Genomic DNA, 19,295 nt, shown 5'->3' with positions numbered 1-19,295 from the left:
ATCAAACTAGTTGTTTTTCTGAGATTTAATCATGTCGCCGAGAGTATAAGCACCGTCGCCGTCATTCTCAGAAGAAGACATGTACTGAGAAATCTCTTTGCGAGCCTGAGCTTTTTTGTACTCTTTTACAGAGAAAGCAACTTTCTCTTTTTCGACATTGATGTCCACAACGAAAACATTGATTTTGTCGCCGACAGTGTATTTTTTAACAGCTTCCTCAAAAGGAACGTCGCGATCATCGCTCAAGTTTGCCTTATTGACCAAGCCCTCAATTCCGTCCGGAGCCTTTACGAACACGCCGAAATCAGTGATTGATGTAACTTCGCCCTCAAGAGTTGAACCGACTTTGTATTCCTCAGCGAATTTCTTCCAAGGATTATCTGTGAGCTGTTTGATACCAACGCGGATGCGGTGATTCTCTGAGTCAGTCTCAAGAACAACAACCTCAACTTCCTGGTCAACTTTAAGCTCGCTGCCAGCATGCTTAACTTTCTTTGTCCAAGAAATGTCTTCTGCATGGAGGAAGCCGTCGATTCCGTCCTCAAGCTGAATGAATGCACCAGCGTTTGTAAGTTTTACAACTTTGCCAGTAACTTTTGTGCCCTCTGGATATTTGTCAGAGATTGAATCCCATGGATTTGCTGTTACCTGTTTGAGACCGAGTGAAACGCGGCCAGCAGGAATATCATAGCCCAAAATCATACATTTGATTTTGTCGCCGATTTTTACCATGTCAGAAGCCTTGTTGACTTTCTTTGTCCAGCTGAATTCAGAAATGTGAGCAAGGCCTTCGATTCCCTCTTCAAGCTCGATGAATGCGCCGAAGTCAGTAAGTTTTGTAACTGTGCCCTCAACGATGTCATCAACATGATATTTATCCTCGAAGTGTACCCATGGATCTTCTGAGAAATGTTTGAGAGAAAGATTGATTCGTTTTTCATTTGGCTCAAGGCGGATAACCTTAAGCTCAACTTCCTGGCCCTTCTTTACGAAATCTTTCGGGCGTGTAACATGTCCCCAAGACATATCGTTGATATGAAGAAGACCGTCGAATCCACCCAAATCGATGAATGCGCCGAAGCTTGTGAATGATTTAACTGTACCTTTTACAGTGTCACCAATCTGCTTCTCAGCGAAGAACTTGTCACGCTCTGCGTTAATCTGCTCTTCAAGATATTTGCGGCGATTGACAACGACATTCTGTTTGTTGTCTGAGTACAATCGCTCGATGTAGAACTTAGAAACAGTTCCGATGAGTTTAGAAGGGTTCTCGACCTTCTGAGCATCGGACTGGCTGATTGGCAAGAAAGCGTGGATTTCGCCACCGAGGTTGACATCAAATCCGCCTTTAACTTCCTTCTCGATTGTTCCTTCGATTGGGAGTTTCTCGTCAAAATATTTGCGGAAATCTTTCCAAAGCTGTTTTGCCTGAGCTTTTGTGTAAGAAATTTCCGGACCGTTGCGACCGTCCTTGCGGATAACAACGACTGTGACTTTCTCACCGTCATTTGGCAACTTTGTTCCAAATTCCTGTACCGGGATCCGTCCCTCAGTTCTGTATCCGATGTCTACGAATACATAACCATCTGCCGTCTGAATTACAGTTCCATCTACAATCTGACCATCTTCAATATTGAGGCCTTTGAGAGACTCTTCTAATTGTGTCTGGATTGCACCCTGTTCCTGAGATTCATCCTTTTCCACTTCCATCTGTTCCATAAGTGTAGTCTACCTTTATTTCTGAATTTTGCTTAATATTATCTCACAAACCTTGTCAATAGTCAAGGCTGAAGTGTCAATATAGAAGGCATCTTCCGCCCGCTTGAGAGCACCTTCTTTTTTGTTGCGGTCAATCTCATCCCGTTTGATGATGGCGGCCTTAACCTCTTCCAAAGTCATGTTTGATACGCCCTGATCGAAGCGTCTCTGAGCCTGAACATCAATCGAAGCATCAAGATAGAATTTATAGTCTGCGTTCGGGAAAACAACCGTCGTCATGTCACGCCCCTCGCAGATGATGTCGAGATGGTTCGTAATCTCACGCATCCTTTCGTTTACAAGGTGACGGATTTCAACAATCGAAGAAACCTGAGCAACCCTTGCAGAAACAGCATCGTCGTGCAGGTGAGACTCAACATCCTTTCCGTTGAGGATAAGGTGAGAATTCTCATAGTCAAGGCTCTGTTTTTTGCAGAAATCAAGAACGGCCTTCTCGTCCGAAAGCTCAATCTCGGTCTCATTCAAAGCCATAGTGAGCGCGCGGTAAAAACTTCCGCTGTTCAAATAAGTGATTCCCAATTTTTTCGCAATCAAAGATGCGATTGTAGATTTTCCGGTTCCCGCAGGCCCGTCCATAGCGATAATCATAAAACACCTTCCTAGATTTTCTGGATATTTCAAAAAACAGGCTCCCGGCGGAACATGCCAGAAAACCTCACGGTGAACAAGTTCAAGTGAGGTTTCTGTCATAACCCGCCTACGCCTGTTTTTTGCATTTTCTAGCTAATGCCGGAAGTTATTTTATTCCGACATAAAGTTTTCAATTTTTGGCGCAAATCAACTTGCTGCCGCTGTTCCGTGGCTTGCTCACGCGCGGTGCTTTCGCACTGGCTTCGCCACCACTCCATAGCGGAGCGGCTTTCTCTTTTCGTGGAAATCGTACCGCAGAGTTAAACTTTTCGTTTTCCTCTTTCCACTTTCCGTATTCCACTTCCTAATTCTTGCAGAGTTTCAAAAGGCCATGCACTTCTTTTTCGGTCAGGTCGCGGAATTCTCCCGGCTCCATTTCGCCAAGCTCCACATTTCCGATACGGACGCGGCACAGGTTCCGGATTGCGACTCCCGCATTCTCAAACACGCGGCGGATCTCACGGTTTTTGCCCTCGACCAGCACGACACGCATTTTGTGGGAATTCAGTTCTTCGGCATCTTTCGCCTTGTAAAAAACACCCTCGACACGCACGCCACGCTTAAAGTCTTCGGCAAGACGGCGCGGCAAAGGAAGAGAACTTTCTACTATATATTCCTTCTCAATCTCCGCGCTCGGATGACTCAGTTTTGCGGCAAAGTCTCCGTCATTCGTAAAAATAAGCGCGCCGTGGCTGAACATATCGAGCCGCCCGACATTGTAAAGCCGCTCTGTGTACTGTTCGCGGAGCAAATCAACGGCACAAGCCCTGCCCTTTTCATCAGACTGGGTGCAGACAACGCCAAGAGGCTTGTTCAAAAGAACATACCGTTTTTGCTCTTCAAGAGAAATCAGTTTTCCGTCAACGGTAATCTTGTCCTTTTCGCTCACTTTCGTGCCAAGCTCTGTGACAACGACACCATTTACAACAACACGGCCATCCAGAATGATTTTTTCTGAGGCACGGCGGCTCGCAACACCTGAATGAGCGAGAAAAACCTGCAGGCGAACTTCTTCTTTTGCGGTAGAATTTGAATTATCGGGCAAGTACGAACCTCTCATTTTCAGTTTCATCAAGCTGTGGCAGTTCCGCAATTGAGTTAAGGCGGAAGAACTTCAGGAATTCTTTTGTCGTACCGAATTCAACTGGGCGGCCCGGTGTGTCACGGCGACCGACTTCCTTAATAAGCTGACGCTCAATCAAAAGACGAATCATGTTGTCCGGAGAAACTCCGCGCAAAGCCTCAATTTCGGCACGAGTTATCGGCTGTTTGTACGCGATAATTGAAAGAACTTCAAGAGCCGAGCGGGACAGCTTGCCCTCGCTCTTATTTCCATATTTTTCTTTGAGAGATTCCCAGTATTCTTTTTTGGGAGTGAGCGCGTAACCGCCGGTAATCACGGAAAGCTCAACACCGCAATTTGGCGCAGTGTATTTTTCCTTTAAGATTTCAATACATTCTTTTACGACATCGACAGAAAGCTGGGTGCTGGCAGAAATAGCCTCGACAGTAAGAGGCTCGCTTTCCAAAAACAAAACCGCCTCAACAAGCCCAGCTTCTTTTTCAAGATTTATATCCATAAGTGGAAATCATTATAGTTAAAAAAAAGGATTTCAACAACTACGCCGCTTCGTAACGGCAGATTTTGATGTCGCCGAACATTCGGTTCTGGTAGATTGCCGCCATCTTGAACTTGACTGCCTCCAGAATTGCCATGAACGCGCAGATTACATCCAGGATATTTCCTTTGCGGACAAGCAAATCCGTGAACATGCACTCACTTTTTTCCTCAAGCAGTTCGCGCATTAAAGTGATTTTCTCATTGACGGAAATTTCTTCGTAAACATCAAGGATTTTCTGGTCAGTGTACTGGCTCATGAGGCTCTTGAAGATTTTCTGCATCTGCTCAAGCAAATCCCAGGTGTCGATTTTTTCCCAGAGATTCTCATCCTCAAAAGGAAGGACACGCTGGACTTTGTTACGCTCAAAATTCCAGTCATTCTGGTCCTGTTTTTCTTCGATGAGGTCAGAGAGTTTTTTGAATTTCTGGTATTCGATAAGATGCTCGACAAGCTCCTCGCGCGGATCATCAAAATCAAGGTCATCCTCAATTTTTACCTCAACAGGAAGCATCATGCGGGATTTTATATAAATCAGACGGGAAGCCCATTTGTAAAAATCAGAAAGGTCGCCCAAATCAACAGAAGCCGCATAATCAAGATATTCGAGGAACTGCTCGGTAATCTCGGCAATAGGAATGTCGTAAATATTGAATTTATTGTCGCGGATTAAAGCCCAGAGCAAATCAAGAGGGCCGTCAAATTCACCGACCTTGTAGCGGCGTTTTTCTTTTCCGCCATTCTCGTCATCATTATCAACCTCAGCCTGATTTTCAGCGATTTGTGACTGTGCAACTGCCTGTTCTTCCATATTGATTCCCCATTTCCGCGATGATCTTCGCAAATTCAGCAGCATCAAGGAGTTTTTCTGCACCCTGATTGCCAATTTGTGCCAAAGATTTTTCAAAATCCCTGCTTTGAATATCGGCATTTGGCGGCAAAACTTCAAGAAGCGGAATCAAAACAAATGCCCTTTCCGAAAGCCGGGGATGTGGAACCTCAAGATTTTTCATCGGGTCGGAAGAATCCGAAAAATGGATTTCCTCGTTCCCGAAAAGCTCAATGTCAATGTCGATTGAGCGGGGGCCGTTCCTGATTTCGGATTTTCGGTCACGGCCAAACTTTGCTTCAATCTCATGGATTTTTGAAAGAAGCTCGTGCGCAGAAAGCTCCGTTTGCCCCGAAACTGCCATATTGTAAAAATCAGACTGATCCGTGACATACATGGGCTTAGTACGATAAACCGAAGAGAACCTGAAATCAGAAAGCAACGGTTCCAAAAAATCACAAGCCTTTGCGAGCAAGTGAAGCGAATCAAGAGAAGCAAATGACTTATTGGAACCAAGACCTAAAACTGTAAACATTTAAAACAACGCGTCGCTTGCGCTCGGCACCACAGGCTCTGGAGCCGGGGCTTCAGCCTTAGCTGCAAGTTTTGCGGCCTTTTCAGCATCCTTAGCTGCCTTTTCAGCGGCTTTTTTTGCATCATTTACGGCCTTTTCCTGCTCAGGATAAACCGCGACTCCCTCACGGGTGCGCAGAATCTGGCCTGGGAAAACTTCGTTTCGGATCTGAGCCTCAATCTGTTTTGCGTAATCAGGATTTTCTTTGAGGAAGTTGATTGCATTCTCTTTGCCCTGACCGACCTTTTCGTCGCCGCGGGTGTACCATGCACCACGCTTGTCGATGATTCCGTGCTTGACGGCAGAATCCAAAAGCGAAGCTGTTGCGGAAATACCTTTTCCGAAGTAGATATCAAGCTCGACCTTGCGGAACGGTGGCGCAACCTTGTTCTTAACGACCTTGACTCTGACACGGTTTCCGATTGCGTCCTCTTCGCCCTTTCCCTCGATTGATTCGATTCGGCGGATTTCAAGACGAACTGATGAATAGAATTTAAGCGCGTTACCGCCGGTTGTAGTCTCCGGGTTTCCGAACATGATACCAATCTTCATACGAATCTGGTTGATGAAGATAATCATACATTTGCTCTTTCCGACGATTGCGGTGAGCTTTCGGAGTGCCTGGCTCATAAGGCGAGCCTGTAAGCCCATCATTGAGTCACCCATGTCACCTTCGATTTCTTTCTGAGGAGTAAGGGCCGCAACTGAGTCAACTACGATGATATCAACTGCCCCGGAACGAACCAAATTCTCAGTAATTTCAAGAGCCTGCTCACCGTTATCCGGCTGAGAGACCCAGAGATTGTCAATGTCAACGCCGAGATTTTTTGCATAAACCGGGTCAAGAGCGTGCTCAGCATCGATGAATGCCGCGATTCCGCCCATTTTCTGAGCTTCGGCAACTGCATGAAGAGCAAGCGTTGTCTTACCAGAACTTTCCGGGCCGTACATTTCGATGATTCGTCCGCGAGGATAACCACCAACGCCCAAAGCCTCGTCGAGCAAAATTGAGCCGGAAGGAATTACATCAACGCCGGTCAAATCAGTCTGTGCTCCGAGCTTAATGAGCGAACCTGCTCCGAACTGCTTTTCAATCTGCAAGCGGGCAGCTTCAAGAGCCTTTAATTTTTCCGCCATGTCTGCTGGCGGCTGCTGCTGTGTTTTTTCTGCCATAGAAATCCACCTTATATATTTTTATTTCCCCACCCACCTATATATAGGCGGAATTTTTGCATTTTTGGCAATGCAAATCAAAAATTCTTTAAAAAATTTCAAAATTTTTCATTTCGGAGCTTAAAATCTCCAAAATCTCTAATTATCTCTCCTGACAGGCTGGTAAATTGCCCTGCCGTCAAGAAGAATCTTTCCGTTCTCAACCTTGATTCTTCCAAGAACTTTCACAGGTCTTTCGCTGTCAATGGCCGGATAAGGAGCCTCCGCAAAGAACAGCGGTACCAGTCCCTCAACCCTCACAAGATTCTCATAACCTACAAGCAGGTCACACCGGTACGAAACGCCCTCGGAAATCGCATTTGAAACCCGGCCTGACCATGCGACCATACAGCCGATGTAAAGCTCAGGATCTCTTGCGACATCTGAATAAGCAATATTGTCACCGTAGTCATCAAGGGAATCAAAAGTCGGCTCCGTAAAATAAGTGGAAATCATCCTTGCCTTTGCTTTTATTGAGTCGCTGGCATTTGAATTGAGAAGCCGGTTAATCTCAACCAAAGAAGCATTTTCCCTGTAATCCTGAAAATGAGTCATCGCCAAATCAAAGGATTTCTTAATCTGAGAGTCCGTAAGGACATATTTGTATGCTGCTCCGGACGAATCCTGATTGCGGGCATTTCCCATCTCATCAACAGAAAGGAACAGCGCGTTCAAATCAGCACGAGGCTTTGATGACGGAACATGAACATCGCGGGCGATCCTGGAAAAACGGCCGAAGTTGAGCAACAAAAACGCAAGCACGATTCCGGCAAAAGCTGAAAGCGCGATTCTTTTTATGACATCCGGGTTAAGCCCAAGCGGAGGATAGAACCGTTCGATTTCACCTGAATCAACAACCTTGCAGACTTCCTCATAAGTTCCATGCGTGCGGATAAATTCCATTGCATCAAGGGCGATTTTATGCTTGGGATCATAATCAAGAATATCAAGATAATAATTGATTGCCCTGTCCATGTCGCCGCGCCGCAAAAACAAAACGGCCTGAGCACAAAGCAAAGTCGGGTCTGTCATCCTTATATGCCTAGCCCTCTGAAAATACGCGCTCGCACTGCCGGTGTCTCCGAGATAAAGGCAGGAAATTCCAGCCGTAAGGAAATAATCAAAGCTCTCACGGTATATATCTGGATTGTTGCCGGATTCGAGAAGAGTAATTGCATGTGAGAATTTACGGCGTCGCACAAGGCTATGCGCTTTTTCCAAGGCTGAACGGCTCATATCTACTGCCGCCTCAACTTTTCAAGGATTGCATCAAGCTCTGCATTCAGTTTCATAAGTTCCTTTTTGTCTACATTTTTTGAGGACTGAAGCCGGTCGATTTTATCAATAAGATCCTGAATGTAGCCAGAATCAAGCTGATAATCCTTTATAGGAGGAACAACGAACTCCACATCCGTCCTTTTGTCACTGTTCACGGCATTTTCTTTCTGAGGCTCTTCCTGCGCAGGATTCTGATTATTGAAGTCCAGAAGCGCGGAATCATCCTGCTGTTTTTTATCCAGGACAAGAATTCCGTCGGCGTAAGTAAGGCCAAGAGGATATTCATCGGAAGTGGCAGCCGCGATATAGAAAGTGAACTCAGTTTTGCTTTCCGGCGGAAGCGCGAATTCAGGCCAGTCAATCATAATTCCAGAATCGTCATAACCGCGGATGTTTGAGAATCCACGCCCCTTTCTGAAACCTGAATCCCAGTCCATTTTATAAAGTTCGTCGATATTTGCAAGCGTAACTGATTCGATTGGAGTAACATTCTGAGAATCAAGCACGAACTGGAAGTAAGCCTTGTCATTGGCAGATATAATAGTCCGCTCTGAATGCAGGTCGGAATTTGAATAGCGGGTCTCAAAGCGAATCTTGCTTCGTTTTTCAGTGGTGAAATGTACCGAAGAAACTTCACCGCATATCGTGTCGAAAATTCCTTTTAAATCCACAGAATGATTTTCATTTCCCAGGTTGAGGACATACAGGCGAACCTTTATTATATCCTCCGGCTTGCTTTCCCTGCTTGCCACGAAAGAAAAATCAGCGATAAGCCTCATTCCGTTTTCAAAAGAATAGACAAGCTGCACTCCTCCGTCAGAAAGCCGCCTGAGCTCCCGGAGCACGCGCGGAGACTTTCCGAGATGATAGACTTTTTCATCAAGCTTCATGAGGAAGCATGTCGAGGCAGACAAATCATGGGTTGCGAGAAGCGGAACGGAGCCTTCTCCCTCAGGCATACAGAAGATGCTGAAAGTTCCAGGCTTGCGGAAAAATTCCATGCGGAGGAATTTGCCTTCAAGGATGTAAGAAGACTCAAGATGATATTTTACGCCGAGTACTCCATCATAAAGCTCGGTCTCGGCCTCTTTTTTGAGACGTTTTTCCTCAGCGATGGCTTTCTGTCTTTTTACATACTCCTCATCCATCATGAGTTCGGTCAGATGCTGTGAATTTTCAAGATTTTCCCTGAGTTTTTCGCTGTCAATCGCAAAAGTTGAAAATGAAGACAAAGATAAAAACAAGAGAGACAAAACAAGAGGTCTTTTCATTTCGCACCATCCTCAGTCTGCTGCTCCTCAAGAAGATACTGAAGCTGCCTGGCCTTGCGTTTGAGGGTATGAAGTTCCGTATCTTTTGAAGAGGCATTAGTATTCTTTACAGCAGAAGTTCCCTGACCGCCCGGATTCTGTTTTACGCGGATGGAAGGTTCGTTCACGCTCTGAATAATCTGAACATTTGGTTTTTCAGGCTTTGACACGCCACCTGGCGCACCTTTTTCTGGTTCCGGTGAAGCAGCAGGTTCTCCAGAATTTTCACCGGACTCCGCTGATTCTGAAGGCTCTGTTACTGCAGAAGGCTCCGGCTCTGGCTCAGCCGGCAAAGCTCCGCCCTGCTCAAGAAGAGCCTCAAGCTCCGCAATCCGTGCCTGTGAGTCAAGAAGAAGATGCCTTACACCGCTCTCATCCTCAAGTGCATAAACCCGGAGTTGACGCTCATATTCCTCACGGGTAGAAAGGTTTTCTTCGCCGATTACTTTCAAAAGGTAGAGGAGTTTTTCTTCCCTTGAACGCCGTTCAATCAAATCAAGCTTGTACTGTGCCTGCGGTGCCTTTTCGCAGCCGGGAAAATCATTCACGACACGCTCATAAAGGCCACGCGCGCTCTCAAAGTTGTATTCATCATAGAAACTTTCGGCAATCCAATAAAGCGCAAGGGGATAAAGCTCGCTGTCAGGATTCTGATGGCAGAAATCACTGAGGGAAAGAACCGCATCCTCATTCCGTGCAAGGAGATGAAGGAGCCTTCCGTTCTGATATCTTACATATTCCGTATAAGGAGATGAAGTGAACTGCTCAAGGAATTTTTCGCAATCATTCTGCGCCTGACGATATTCACCTGCATAAATCTCGCTTTTTATGAGCATGAAGAGGTTCTCATCGCTCACATTGCCTGGCACAGACACAACCTTCCGCAAAAAGAAAATCGCGCTCGTCCAGTCCTCTTTTTTGTAGGCGTCAGCTCCCTGCTTTAAATTCGCGCTGTCCGCCGCAGACAATTTTGACTTGGAAGCAGTCTGCGGGAAAAGGCAGAAAATTGAGAAAAATGAAAAAAAAGCAAGGGCGGCGAACCTTTTCAGCAAATTATTTCTCCCACTTTAACTTTCCGCTGAAAAAAGATGAGCCTGAGACAAGGATATCCGCTCCTGCCTCCGCGATTTCGGAGAAATTCTTTTCGTTTACTCCGCCGTCAACAGAAATATTAAAATCAAGCCCGCGCTCTGCACGGATTTTTTTCAGCTCAGAAATTTTATCAAGTGCGTAAGGAATGAAACTCTGCCCGCCGAAACCAGGGTTTACGCTCATCACAAGAACCAAATCCACAAGATGCAGGATTTGAGAAAGAGCCGGCACCGGCGTAGACGGAACGATTGAGATTCCGCATTTTTTGCCCAGATCGTGGATGTGATGAATGAGCCGGTCGATGTGGATTGTTGACTCGTAATGGAAAGTAATCCAGTCCGCGCCAGCTTCGGCAAAAGAATCAACCATAAGCTCAGGTTTCTCAACCATGAGATGAACATCAAAAGGCAAATCAGTAAGAGGCCGAATCGACTTGATTACAGGCTGACCATAAGTAATCTGCGGAACAAACTGACCGTCCATGACATCAATATGAACGATACTTCCGCCGTCATTTTCAATTTTTCTAATTGCACCTGCCAAATCAGAGAAATCCGCCGAAAGCAAAGACGGAGCAAGCAAAGTTTTTTTCATACTATTAAATAATATCAAAAGAAGCGAATATTGTAAACAAAATTAAAGTACCGAAAATTCCGGAGGAAAAATCAGCCAAGTTTTCCCATTTTTTTCAGAAAAGTATAAAAATTTTCTTAAAAAAGTATTGACATAATCTGCAAAAGGCTTTATAAACTTTACCCCACTTTTTATAATTTTTTCAGTTTTTATTGACTAAAATCTCCATTTTTATAATAATAATTATGCACGGTATGGGAATCGAAACGGATGAAGAATTAACAAAGGCGTACAAATTCCTCGAAGCAGGGAGCATCGGCCAGGCACGAGAAATTCTTGCCCAGGCAATCGGCTACAACTTTGACAATTCTGAAATCAATTTTGCCCATTGGTGCTGCTCGTACTGGGCCGGTTTCGTTCAGGGGCTTCCAAAAATGGATTTCTATGAACAGGGAGACGGTCTTATCGCCCGCTGGAAGACATTCAAGCCCGATTACGAGGCCCGCAAGGATTTTCAGCAAAGAACGGTCTACGCGCTCCAGAGGGGTGTTTTCTCGATGGCCCTCAAAGCCTACGAGCAGGCAAAAGACGATTCATCATCAAGCCAGAGAGCTGATTTGTTCCGCAAAAAAGGTTTGTGCCACAAAAAACTCGGTGAATACGAGTCCGCGCTCAGCCTTCTTTCAGAAGCATACAGAATCTCCCCGCAATCAGCCGCAATACTCGCGGAAATGGCGGACTGTCTGGCACTCTGCGGTGAAGAAAAGAATGCGAAGGTCCTTTTCAGGGAAGCATTTTTCATCGATGCGGAGCGTATCGAAATAGATTTCCTCGATTCCGAGCTTATCGGCTGCCTGATCCGTCAGGTAAAGGAAAAGGGGTACACCGGGGCAGTCCTGCAGGAATGGATTCCTGTCTACGGAGTCCTGTACGGAGTTTTCAATGTAAAGCGTGAGTTGCGCGCCCAGGAAGCGGGCAGGCTCAGGCAGGAAATATTCGCAAAGGAAAACGAAATAAAGGATCCGTCGAACGATTCAAAGATTTTGGTTCCAAAGCTTATAAACATGTATTTTTGGCTTATCGACCATTATGCCCGCTCAAATGAAGGTATGGACAAGATTAACGACTGCCTTCTTCAGATAAGGGTGCATGATGAAGATATATATAGAATGTACACGAAGTAAATTGGCTTAAACAACACAAGGAGTAAATTATGTCAAAAGAGCTAGTGGATTTGGTTCAGGCAAAACTTAAAGAGGACACCTGGACCCGCGCAACAATCAGCAACTACACAAAGAACAATCTGATTGAGTTGACCGCCATCGTAGAAAAAGCAAGAAGCGAAAACTGCGCCGGGGAAATCAAGGAAATCTGTGACGAGCAGCTCTCTCACACAAAAGACAGCATCACAGCCCTCTACATTTCGGGAATGCTCGGACTCAAGCAGGGTTCCCTCGACAATTCTTCACTCGAAGCACTCGTTGACATCTTCCAGAACAACCACAAAGAGCCAATCGTCGTCTACATGTGCGAAACAATCCTCGCCGATGACAAATCAAATAAATTTGCACTCCGCACGCTTGCCGCAAACTATGAGCAGGCCGGCAATCCTGAATTGTGGTCAGTTTACGAAAAAATCATCAAGGTTGACTTCACCGAGGCTGAAATCGCAAAGAAACTCGGAGACCACTATGCAGCAGAGGGCAATTCTGATAAAGCAAACGAATACTACAAGAAAGCCCTTCTCCGCTATGTAAACAACAAGAACATCAACTCTGCAAACGAAATCTGGTCAAAACTCGCAGCAGTAATTCCAGAAGAAATCGACTTCTTCCTTCTTGTTCAGCGCAAAATCGCAAAAACAATCAGCGCAGACAAATCAGCCCTCATGATGCAGGAACTTTACAACTACTATAAGGATACTGCAAACTGGGACACAGCAATCGACATCCTTAAGCTCAATCTCTCAATCGATCCAAAAGATCCTTGGGCACGCCGAGAAATCACAGACTGTTACTCAAAGAAATATGCAAGCCACAGCCATGTCGAGGACTATATCCGAACATCAGACCTCACACAGAGCTACCGAAATGTATTCGAGGCAATTTCTGACTTCGAGAAGCACATCGCTTTCGACGCGCACAGCTTCGTCTATCACCGCACATGGGGCGTAGGCGTAATTCTCAAGGTCGAGAACGACACACTCTTGATCAACTTCGGTAAAAACGGAAGAAAAGAGATTTCCCTCAAAATGGCAGTCAGCGCACTCCAGCCTCTTTCACGAGACCACATCTGGGTAATCAAGGCCACTGTCGGCTCAAAATCTTCAAAATTCAAGACAAAGGACGAGCTTGCTAAGGAAATCAAGACAAACAAGGCCTGGGCATTAAAAACAATCATCACAAGCTTCAACAACAGCTGTGACTTCAAGAAAATCAAGGCTGAGCTTGTTCCTTCAATCCTCAGTACCAGCGAATGGACAAGCTGGAACAGCGGAGCAAAAAAACTCCTCGACGAAGACTCAACATTCGGCGTAAATCCAAACAATATCAACGAATATACAGTACGCGAGCGAGCAATCACTCCAGAAGAAAAATACTCGAACGAATTCAAGGCACAGAAACAGTTCTTCGCACGAATCGACATCCTATACAAATTCGTTGAGGACGAGACAACTGACAAAGAAAGCGAGCTTCTTGCCGACATGTTCAGCTACTTCACAGGCTTCCTCAAATCATTCAGCGAAGTTGACGAGCAGGTTATCGCATCATATCTTGTCGTCAAGGAAATCGGTCAGGAAGTTCCGAACCTCGCATTCCAGAGCAAATATACTTTCGCACAGCTTTACGGCGAAGTCGAAGATTCAAAAGCAATGTACACAATCCTCAAAGGCTCAAAGAAGGGCGATTTGCGCACTGCTTTCCTCGAATCTGTCAAAATGCTTCCAAACTGGGAAGACGAATACATCAAGATGTTCCCGGCAATTCTCAAGAAAGATGTCCTCATGACAATCATCAATGCCGGCCAGGTCGAAAAGGTAATGAAGCTTGCCATCGATTCTTTCGAGGACTTCCGCTCTTACCGCGATGTAATCCTCTTCTTGTTCGACGAATGTAGCGAGGAAGACTGGTTCAAGGCATCACAGATTCCTCTCCAGAAGCAGCTTATCGCCCTCGTCAACATCATTTCTCAGTGTTACCGAGAGATTGACAACCATGTCGAATCAACAGAAAACAAAAAAATCATCAAGAACGCATGCAAAATGCTCTTCGACAAGGACAACAACAAATATGCTGATTACATGCTCTCATGCGATGAAGAGCAGATGTCTCACATGTACACTCTCGTTGATGACATCGCAGAGCTTGACGGCGTAATCAAAACTCAGCTCCGAAACAAGATTCTTGAGAAATACCCGGACTACAAATTCCGTGTCAAGGAAGAAAAATCTTCTGCACCAAAGGGAATGCTCGTTACAGCACAAAAACTCGAGGAAAAACGAAATCTTCTCGACAAAATGCAGAATGTCGATCTTCCTGCAATCGCAAAAGAAGTTGCAGAAGCAAAGGAAAAGGGCGACTTGAAGGAAAACGCAGAGTACATCGCTGCAAAAGAAGCACAGCACAAGCTCGGCAACGACCTCAAGCAGCTTCAGTCGGAACTTGCCCGTGCGGTTATTTTCGACCCTACAACGGCAACATCTTCAATGATTTCATTCGGAACAAAAGTCACATTGCTTAACAAAAACACAGACAAAGAAGAAGAATTCACAATCTTCGGTCCGTGGGAATCAGATCCAAGCAACGGCGTAATTTCTTACATGGCTCCGTTCGGTGATGCAATTCTCGACCACAAAGTCGGCGAAGAGCTCAAGTTCACTATCGGTGAGCGCAAATACCACTTCGAAGTCAAAAAGATTGTTATCGCAAAGATTTAGTCAAATATCATAATGACCAACCTAACCACAGATTGAAAAAGTCTGTGGTTTTTTTATGGAAAAATTTGAATATTTGTATTAAAATATAATTAATGATACAGTGGCTTTATGCAGGCGGCCAGGAAGATTCATCGGTCTCAGCAGCTATCATATCCATTTCTTTAGTTCTCATATCAGGGTTCCTTATGACCCGCGTCACAAAAAAGCTCAGGCTTCCGAATGTCACGGCTTATATAGTTGCGGGAATTCTAATCGGACCTTACGGCCTCAACATCGTTCCAAAGCCAATAATCCAGGGAACAGGATTTCTGCCCGACATTGCACTGGCATTCATTGCTTTCAGCACAGGTCAGTTTTTCAAATTCGACATACTTAAAAAAAACGGGGCGAAAGTCATAATAATCACGCTATTTGAGGCCCTTCTTGCATCGATTTTTGTCTTTATCCTCGCTTTTTTCATTCTTCACCTGAACTTGGCATTTTCAATAGTTCTCGCAGCCCTTGCATCTGCCACAGCCCCGGCATCTACAATGATGACAATCCGGCAGACAGGTGCAAAAGGCGATTTCGTTGAGACACTTCTTCAGGTCGTCGCACTGGACGATATTGTCGGGCTCATCGCATACAGCGTAGCGATTTCAATCGCCGTCCATTCCGCAACAGGAGACGCATTTTCAATTATCCGGGTTTTTACGCCAATCCTTACGAATGCCTTCGTTCTTTTTCTGGGTGCGGTATTCGGCGTGCTTTTGACAATTCTTCTCAGGCCAAAGACCAGGAGCAGCGACAACAGGCTGATTATTTCCGTAGCACTTCTGTTCGCTTTCTGTGGAATCTGTACGATTCTTGAGATTTCCCCCCTTCTCGGCTGCATGTCGATGGGAACAATCTATATAAATTTCACTGAGGATGACAAGCTTTTCAAGCAGCTGAATTATTTTTCACCGCCGTTTCTTCTGATGTTCTTTGTCCGTTCGGGAATGTCATTCGACTTGCAGGCACTGGTAAAAACCAGCGGAACTATCGGCTCATCGCCTTTGATTCTCATTGGAGTCCTTTATTTCATAATCCGCATAATCGGAAAGTACATCGGAGCCTTCGTCGGCTGTCTTTTGGTAAAAAAATCCAAGGAAACAAGGAACTATCTTGGACTCGCACTGATTCCGCAGGCTGGAGTCGCAATAGGCCTTGCCGCGCTTGGAGCAAGAACCCTTCAGGGCGAAACAGGAAATGCCCTCGAAACGATTATTCTTGCATCTAGCGTTCTTTACGAGCTTATTGGTCCGGCATCCGCAAAACTTTCTCTGTATCTTTCAAAATCGTACTCAAAAAGACTTGAGGAAATTGTGGATGTATCAAACACAACCCCTGACGGCAAGGAAAAGAGTCAGGTAGAGCTTTTGATTGACCGAATACAGAAAATTCAGCAGGAACTTCCTTCCCACACGCTGAACGAGGCAGAAGAAGCGTTCACAGAGGCTGCGGAACAGCACAACATCGGATTCTGGGGTGAAGTACAAAAGCAAAACATGAAAGAAATTTTACGAAAAAGGAAGAAATTATGATTACAGATCCTATAGCAAATTTTCTGGGAAGCTGGTCGGTTCAGCTGAATGGTTATTCAATAGTTTTCAGGATAATACTGTCTGTCTTTCTTTCAGCCCTCATAGGCTGGGAACGCTCAACAAAGCGGCACTCGGCTGGCTTACGAACTTTCATGATAGTTACCCTTTCAGGAACCGTGACAATGCTCATAGATTTGCATATAAACAGCATTTACAACGGGCATTATTTTATTCTCTCGGCACTTTCAATCGTCTCAGCAGCAAGAATCGCCACAAGGACTTTGTTTTTCACTTCCCGCAATCAGATTATGGGGCTGACGACATCAGTATCTTTATGGTGCAGCTGCATTTTAGGGCTGGCAATCGGTGCCGGACTGTATTCCATAACGGCAATATCATATCTCGTCGTCCTTTTATGCCTTTCAAAGCTTCCATACCTTGAATTCTTCCTCAAAAACCGCTCGAACCATTTTGAGATACACCTTGAGCTAAAGAACAGCCTGAACCTGCAGAATTTCGTCACCACGATACGAAAACTAGGGCTTATAATCGACGCGATTGAAATGAATCCGGCTTATGCAAATTCCGGCCTCAGCGTTTATTCAATCGCAATAACAATCAGCAACGAAGAACTGAAAAACTACAAGACCCACAAGGAAATAATTGATGCGCTCAGCACTCTTGACTATATTTATCATATTGAGGAAATTTAAGGGATTTTTTTTACGAAAATAACATCTGCCACCTGAGTCAAAGCATCCCTGTATAATAAATTTAAAAAAAAGGAAAATTTATGAACATTCTTGATGAAATTGTTGAACAAAGAAAAAAAGACATTTCTGAAAAAACAGTGACAATGGGATTCAATATCCCAGAAAACAGGACCAGAAAAATCATGCCGTTCATTCCAAAAGGCAAAAAAGGCGTAATCCTTGAAATCAAGAGGGCATCCCCAAGTAAAGGCGACATTGCCCCAAATCTTGACTCTGCAGAAACGGCCAAGTCCTACTCAAAGGCAAATACATCAGCAATTTCCGTTCTCACGGAGCAGCATTGGTTCAAGGGATCTCTCGAAGACCTTATTAAAGCATGTAAAGCCGTTGATGAATATGCCAAAGAAAATCAAACTACGCCGCCCGCCATCCTAAGAAAAGATTTTCTCCTTTCCGCAAGCGAGATTGAAATTGCTTACCGTTGTGGTGCAGATGCTGTTCTTCTGATTGCACGCATTCTTGACACCAAAACAATGACTGAAATGGCGAAAAAATGTCAGGAACTTGGAATTACGGCACTTGTGGAGCTTAGGCTAGAAGAGGACTTACAGAAACTTGCCGCAACAGTCAAAAAAGTCAGCACGGATTTTATTGTATGCGGAGTAAATGCACGCGACCTTAAGAATTTCAGCATCGACATGCTTACTCCGGCGGCCCTTCTTGAAGAAATAAAGGAAATTGCTGGCAAGGATATAAGGGTTGTATTTGAAAGCGGAATAAGGACTCCAGAAGCGGCCAATTTCGCAGGAAGTCTCGGATTCTCTGCGATGCTTTTGGGTGAAGTCGCTGCAAGAAACCCGCAGGAAGCAGGAATTTTAGTTTCCTCATTCGTGAACGCAAAAGAAACAAGAAATGCAAAAGAATGGAACCAATATGCGGTAAAACTTCAAGAAAAGCGAAAAAAAGGCGATTCCAGGCCTTTCGTAAAAATTTGCGGTCTTACAAATACTGAGGATGCAATAAAATCGGCTGAGGAAGGCGCAGACTTTCTTGGATTCATCTTCTACGACAAAAGTCCAAGAAAAATCAATTCCAAAGAATTACCGGAAATTGCAGAAAATCTCAAAAAAAGAAACTTGCGGGATAAAATTCGCATGGTCGGTGTAATTGTTGATACAGAATCCGAAGACTCAAAAAATGCTTTCAAAGCCCTTGAAGAAGGAAATTTGGATTTCATACAGCTTCATGGCTGCGGAGAAACATTCCACAAAAAAGCTCTGCCTCATTATGCCGTCGTAAACATAAGGGACGAAGAAGATTTACAGAAAATTGATACCCTTCGCCTGACCGGAGAACCAAGGATTCTGATTGATGCAAAGGTCGGTGAACAACTTGGCGGAACAGGAGAAAGGATTGCAGATTTGCTCGTTGAAAAAGTTAGTCAAAAGACAAAACTTTGGCTTGCAGGCGGAATTACTCCCGAAAATGTGACTGAAATAATCAACCAATTCCATCCGGAACTGATTGATGTCGCAAGCGGTGTCGAATTGTTTCCCGGAAAGAAAAATCCTCAAAAAATCGAAGCATTGTTCAAAGCGATAAAAAGCAAATAATCGGCAGTCAAAAAACAAAAATCTATCTATTAATCAGCATAAAAATAATGCGCGACTCAAGCTGCAACGGGCTATGCGCGCACGCCGGGGCAAAAAAAATCCGCCCCTGCTAGCGGGCGGAAAACCATCCAGAAAGAAAAAAGCCGGCGGCTTCCGCCTTCGCAGCACAGCTGCTCGGAGACTCGCTGGAAACAGTCCGCGGACTGTTTCTGCCACACCGTGGCCGCTCCCTACCTACTTTCCCCGTGGGAAAGCATTCCTCCTACAACATGAAGCCTGCCCGGCCCGGGTAAAAAAATCATTTAAAAAGAAAAAGCCGGCGGCTCCCTACTTTCCCCCATAACGGAGTATCATCGGCGCGGGGGTGCTTGACTTCCGTGTTCGGAACGGGAACGGGTATTGCCACCCCACCATGGCCACCGGCATATAACAGCCGTGTCAGTATATGGACAGACAGGGAGAAAGGAACATTCCGTCGCGCCTAGCGCGGCCGGGAACGAGGATATGGCCAGGGCTCACGGGCTATTAGTACCGCTCGGCTGTGCGCGTCGCCGCGCCTGCACCTGCGGCC

At 45.2% G+C, this 19,295-nt stretch carries 14 protein-coding genes, 1 rRNA gene and 1 pseudogene; 5 read left to right on the top strand and 11 right to left on the bottom strand.

Features of this window, described 5'->3' with window-relative positions; genetic code table 11:
• Positions 1–6: 6 nt before the first annotated feature.
• The 10 genes and pseudogenes from rpsA to rpe all read right to left on the bottom strand — a co-directional run bounded on the left by rpsA (position 7) and on the right by rpe (position 10,917).
• Positions 7–2,367, bottom strand: a pseudogene (gene rpsA / locus IJJ71_RS12760) (30S ribosomal protein S1).
• Between the two features lie 346 nt (positions 2,368–2,713).
• Positions 2,714–3,481 (bottom strand): pseudouridine synthase, encoded by a 768-nt coding sequence (locus tag IJJ71_RS12755; protein WP_296847555.1) that lies wholly within the window; start codon positions 3,479–3,481, stop codon positions 2,714–2,716.
• Positions 3,444–3,989, bottom strand: a complete 546-nt coding sequence (gene scpB, locus IJJ71_RS12750) for an SMC-Scp complex subunit ScpB (protein ID WP_296847553.1) — start codon at positions 3,987–3,989, stop codon at positions 3,444–3,446. The genes IJJ71_RS12755 and scpB overlap by 38 nt, the downstream gene beginning before the upstream one ends.
• A gap of 40 nt (positions 3,990–4,029) precedes the next feature.
• Positions 4,030–4,839 carry a segregation and condensation protein A gene (locus tag IJJ71_RS12745; protein WP_296847550.1) on the bottom strand — a complete coding sequence of 270 codons (810 nt, stop codon included), beginning with the start codon at positions 4,837–4,839 and terminating at the stop codon, positions 4,030–4,032.
• Positions 4,802–5,392: a 2-amino-4-hydroxy-6-hydroxymethyldihydropteridine diphosphokinase gene (folK, locus tag IJJ71_RS12740; protein ID WP_296847549.1), complete on the bottom strand. Its 591-nt coding sequence runs from the start codon at positions 5,390–5,392 to the stop codon at positions 4,802–4,804. The genes IJJ71_RS12745 and folK overlap by 38 nt, the downstream gene beginning before the upstream one ends.
• Positions 5,393–6,604: a recombinase RecA gene (gene recA / locus IJJ71_RS12735; protein ID WP_296847547.1), complete on the bottom strand. Its 1,212-nt coding sequence runs from the start codon at positions 6,602–6,604 to the stop codon at positions 5,393–5,395. It abuts the gene before it with no gap.
• A gap of 138 nt (positions 6,605–6,742) precedes the next feature.
• A complete protein-coding gene (locus IJJ71_RS12730; RefSeq protein ID WP_296847545.1) occupies positions 6,743–7,879 on the bottom strand; it encodes a tetratricopeptide repeat protein in 1,137 nt (378 codons plus the stop codon).
• A gap of 2 nt (positions 7,880–7,881) precedes the next feature.
• Positions 7,882–9,192 (bottom strand): hypothetical protein, encoded by a 1,311-nt coding sequence (locus IJJ71_RS12725; RefSeq protein WP_296847543.1) that lies wholly within the window; start codon positions 9,190–9,192, stop codon positions 7,882–7,884.
• On the bottom strand, positions 9,189–10,283 hold the full coding sequence (locus tag IJJ71_RS12720; protein ID WP_296847541.1) for a tetratricopeptide repeat protein: 1,095 nt from the start codon (positions 10,281–10,283) through the stop codon (positions 9,189–9,191). The genes IJJ71_RS12725 and IJJ71_RS12720 overlap by 4 nt, the downstream gene beginning before the upstream one ends.
• 1 nt (position 10,284) lies before the next feature.
• The gene (rpe, locus tag IJJ71_RS12715; protein ID WP_296847539.1) at positions 10,285–10,917 is read right to left on the bottom strand and encodes a ribulose-phosphate 3-epimerase; all 633 of its coding nucleotides are present in this window, start codon (positions 10,915–10,917) and stop codon (positions 10,285–10,287) included.
• Positions 10,918–11,141: 224 nt separating this feature from the next.
• Here rpe and IJJ71_RS12710 point away from each other — a divergent pair, with 224 nt between their 5' ends.
• From IJJ71_RS12710 to trpF, 5 genes are all read left to right on the top strand, one after another.
• On the top strand, positions 11,142–12,080 hold the full coding sequence (locus IJJ71_RS12710; RefSeq protein WP_296847537.1) for a tetratricopeptide repeat protein: 939 nt from the start codon (positions 11,142–11,144) through the stop codon (positions 12,078–12,080).
• Positions 12,081–12,109: 29 nt separating this feature from the next.
• Positions 12,110–14,833, top strand: a complete 2,724-nt coding sequence (gene greA / locus IJJ71_RS12705; protein ID WP_296847535.1) for a transcription elongation factor GreA — start codon at positions 12,110–12,112, stop codon at positions 14,831–14,833.
• A 92-nt stretch (positions 14,834–14,925) separates the two neighbouring features.
• Positions 14,926–16,398, top strand: coding sequence for a cation:proton antiporter (locus tag IJJ71_RS12700; RefSeq protein ID WP_296847534.1), 1,473 nt, complete (start codon positions 14,926–14,928; stop codon positions 16,396–16,398).
• The gene (locus IJJ71_RS12695) at positions 16,395–17,111 is read left to right on the top strand and encodes an MgtC/SapB family protein (RefSeq protein WP_296847532.1); all 717 of its coding nucleotides are present in this window, start codon (positions 16,395–16,397) and stop codon (positions 17,109–17,111) included. Before IJJ71_RS12700 ends, IJJ71_RS12695 begins: the two co-directional genes overlap by 4 nt.
• An 80-nt stretch (positions 17,112–17,191) precedes the next feature.
• Positions 17,192–18,724, top strand: coding sequence for a bifunctional indole-3-glycerol phosphate synthase/phosphoribosylanthranilate isomerase (gene trpF / locus IJJ71_RS12690; RefSeq protein WP_296847530.1), 1,533 nt, complete (start codon positions 17,192–17,194; stop codon positions 18,722–18,724).
• A gap of 314 nt (positions 18,725–19,038) precedes the next feature.
• On the opposite strand, the gene rrf is transcribed toward trpF, so the two are convergent.
• Positions 19,039–19,148 (bottom strand): 5S ribosomal RNA (gene rrf / locus IJJ71_RS12685).
• Positions 19,149–19,295: the final 147 nt, after the last annotated feature.

The organism is Treponema sp., assembly GCF_017430385.1.
GTDB lineage: Bacteria > Spirochaetota > Spirochaetia > Treponematales > Treponemataceae > Treponema_D.
This window is presented reverse-complemented; position numbering and strand designations above follow the sequence as displayed.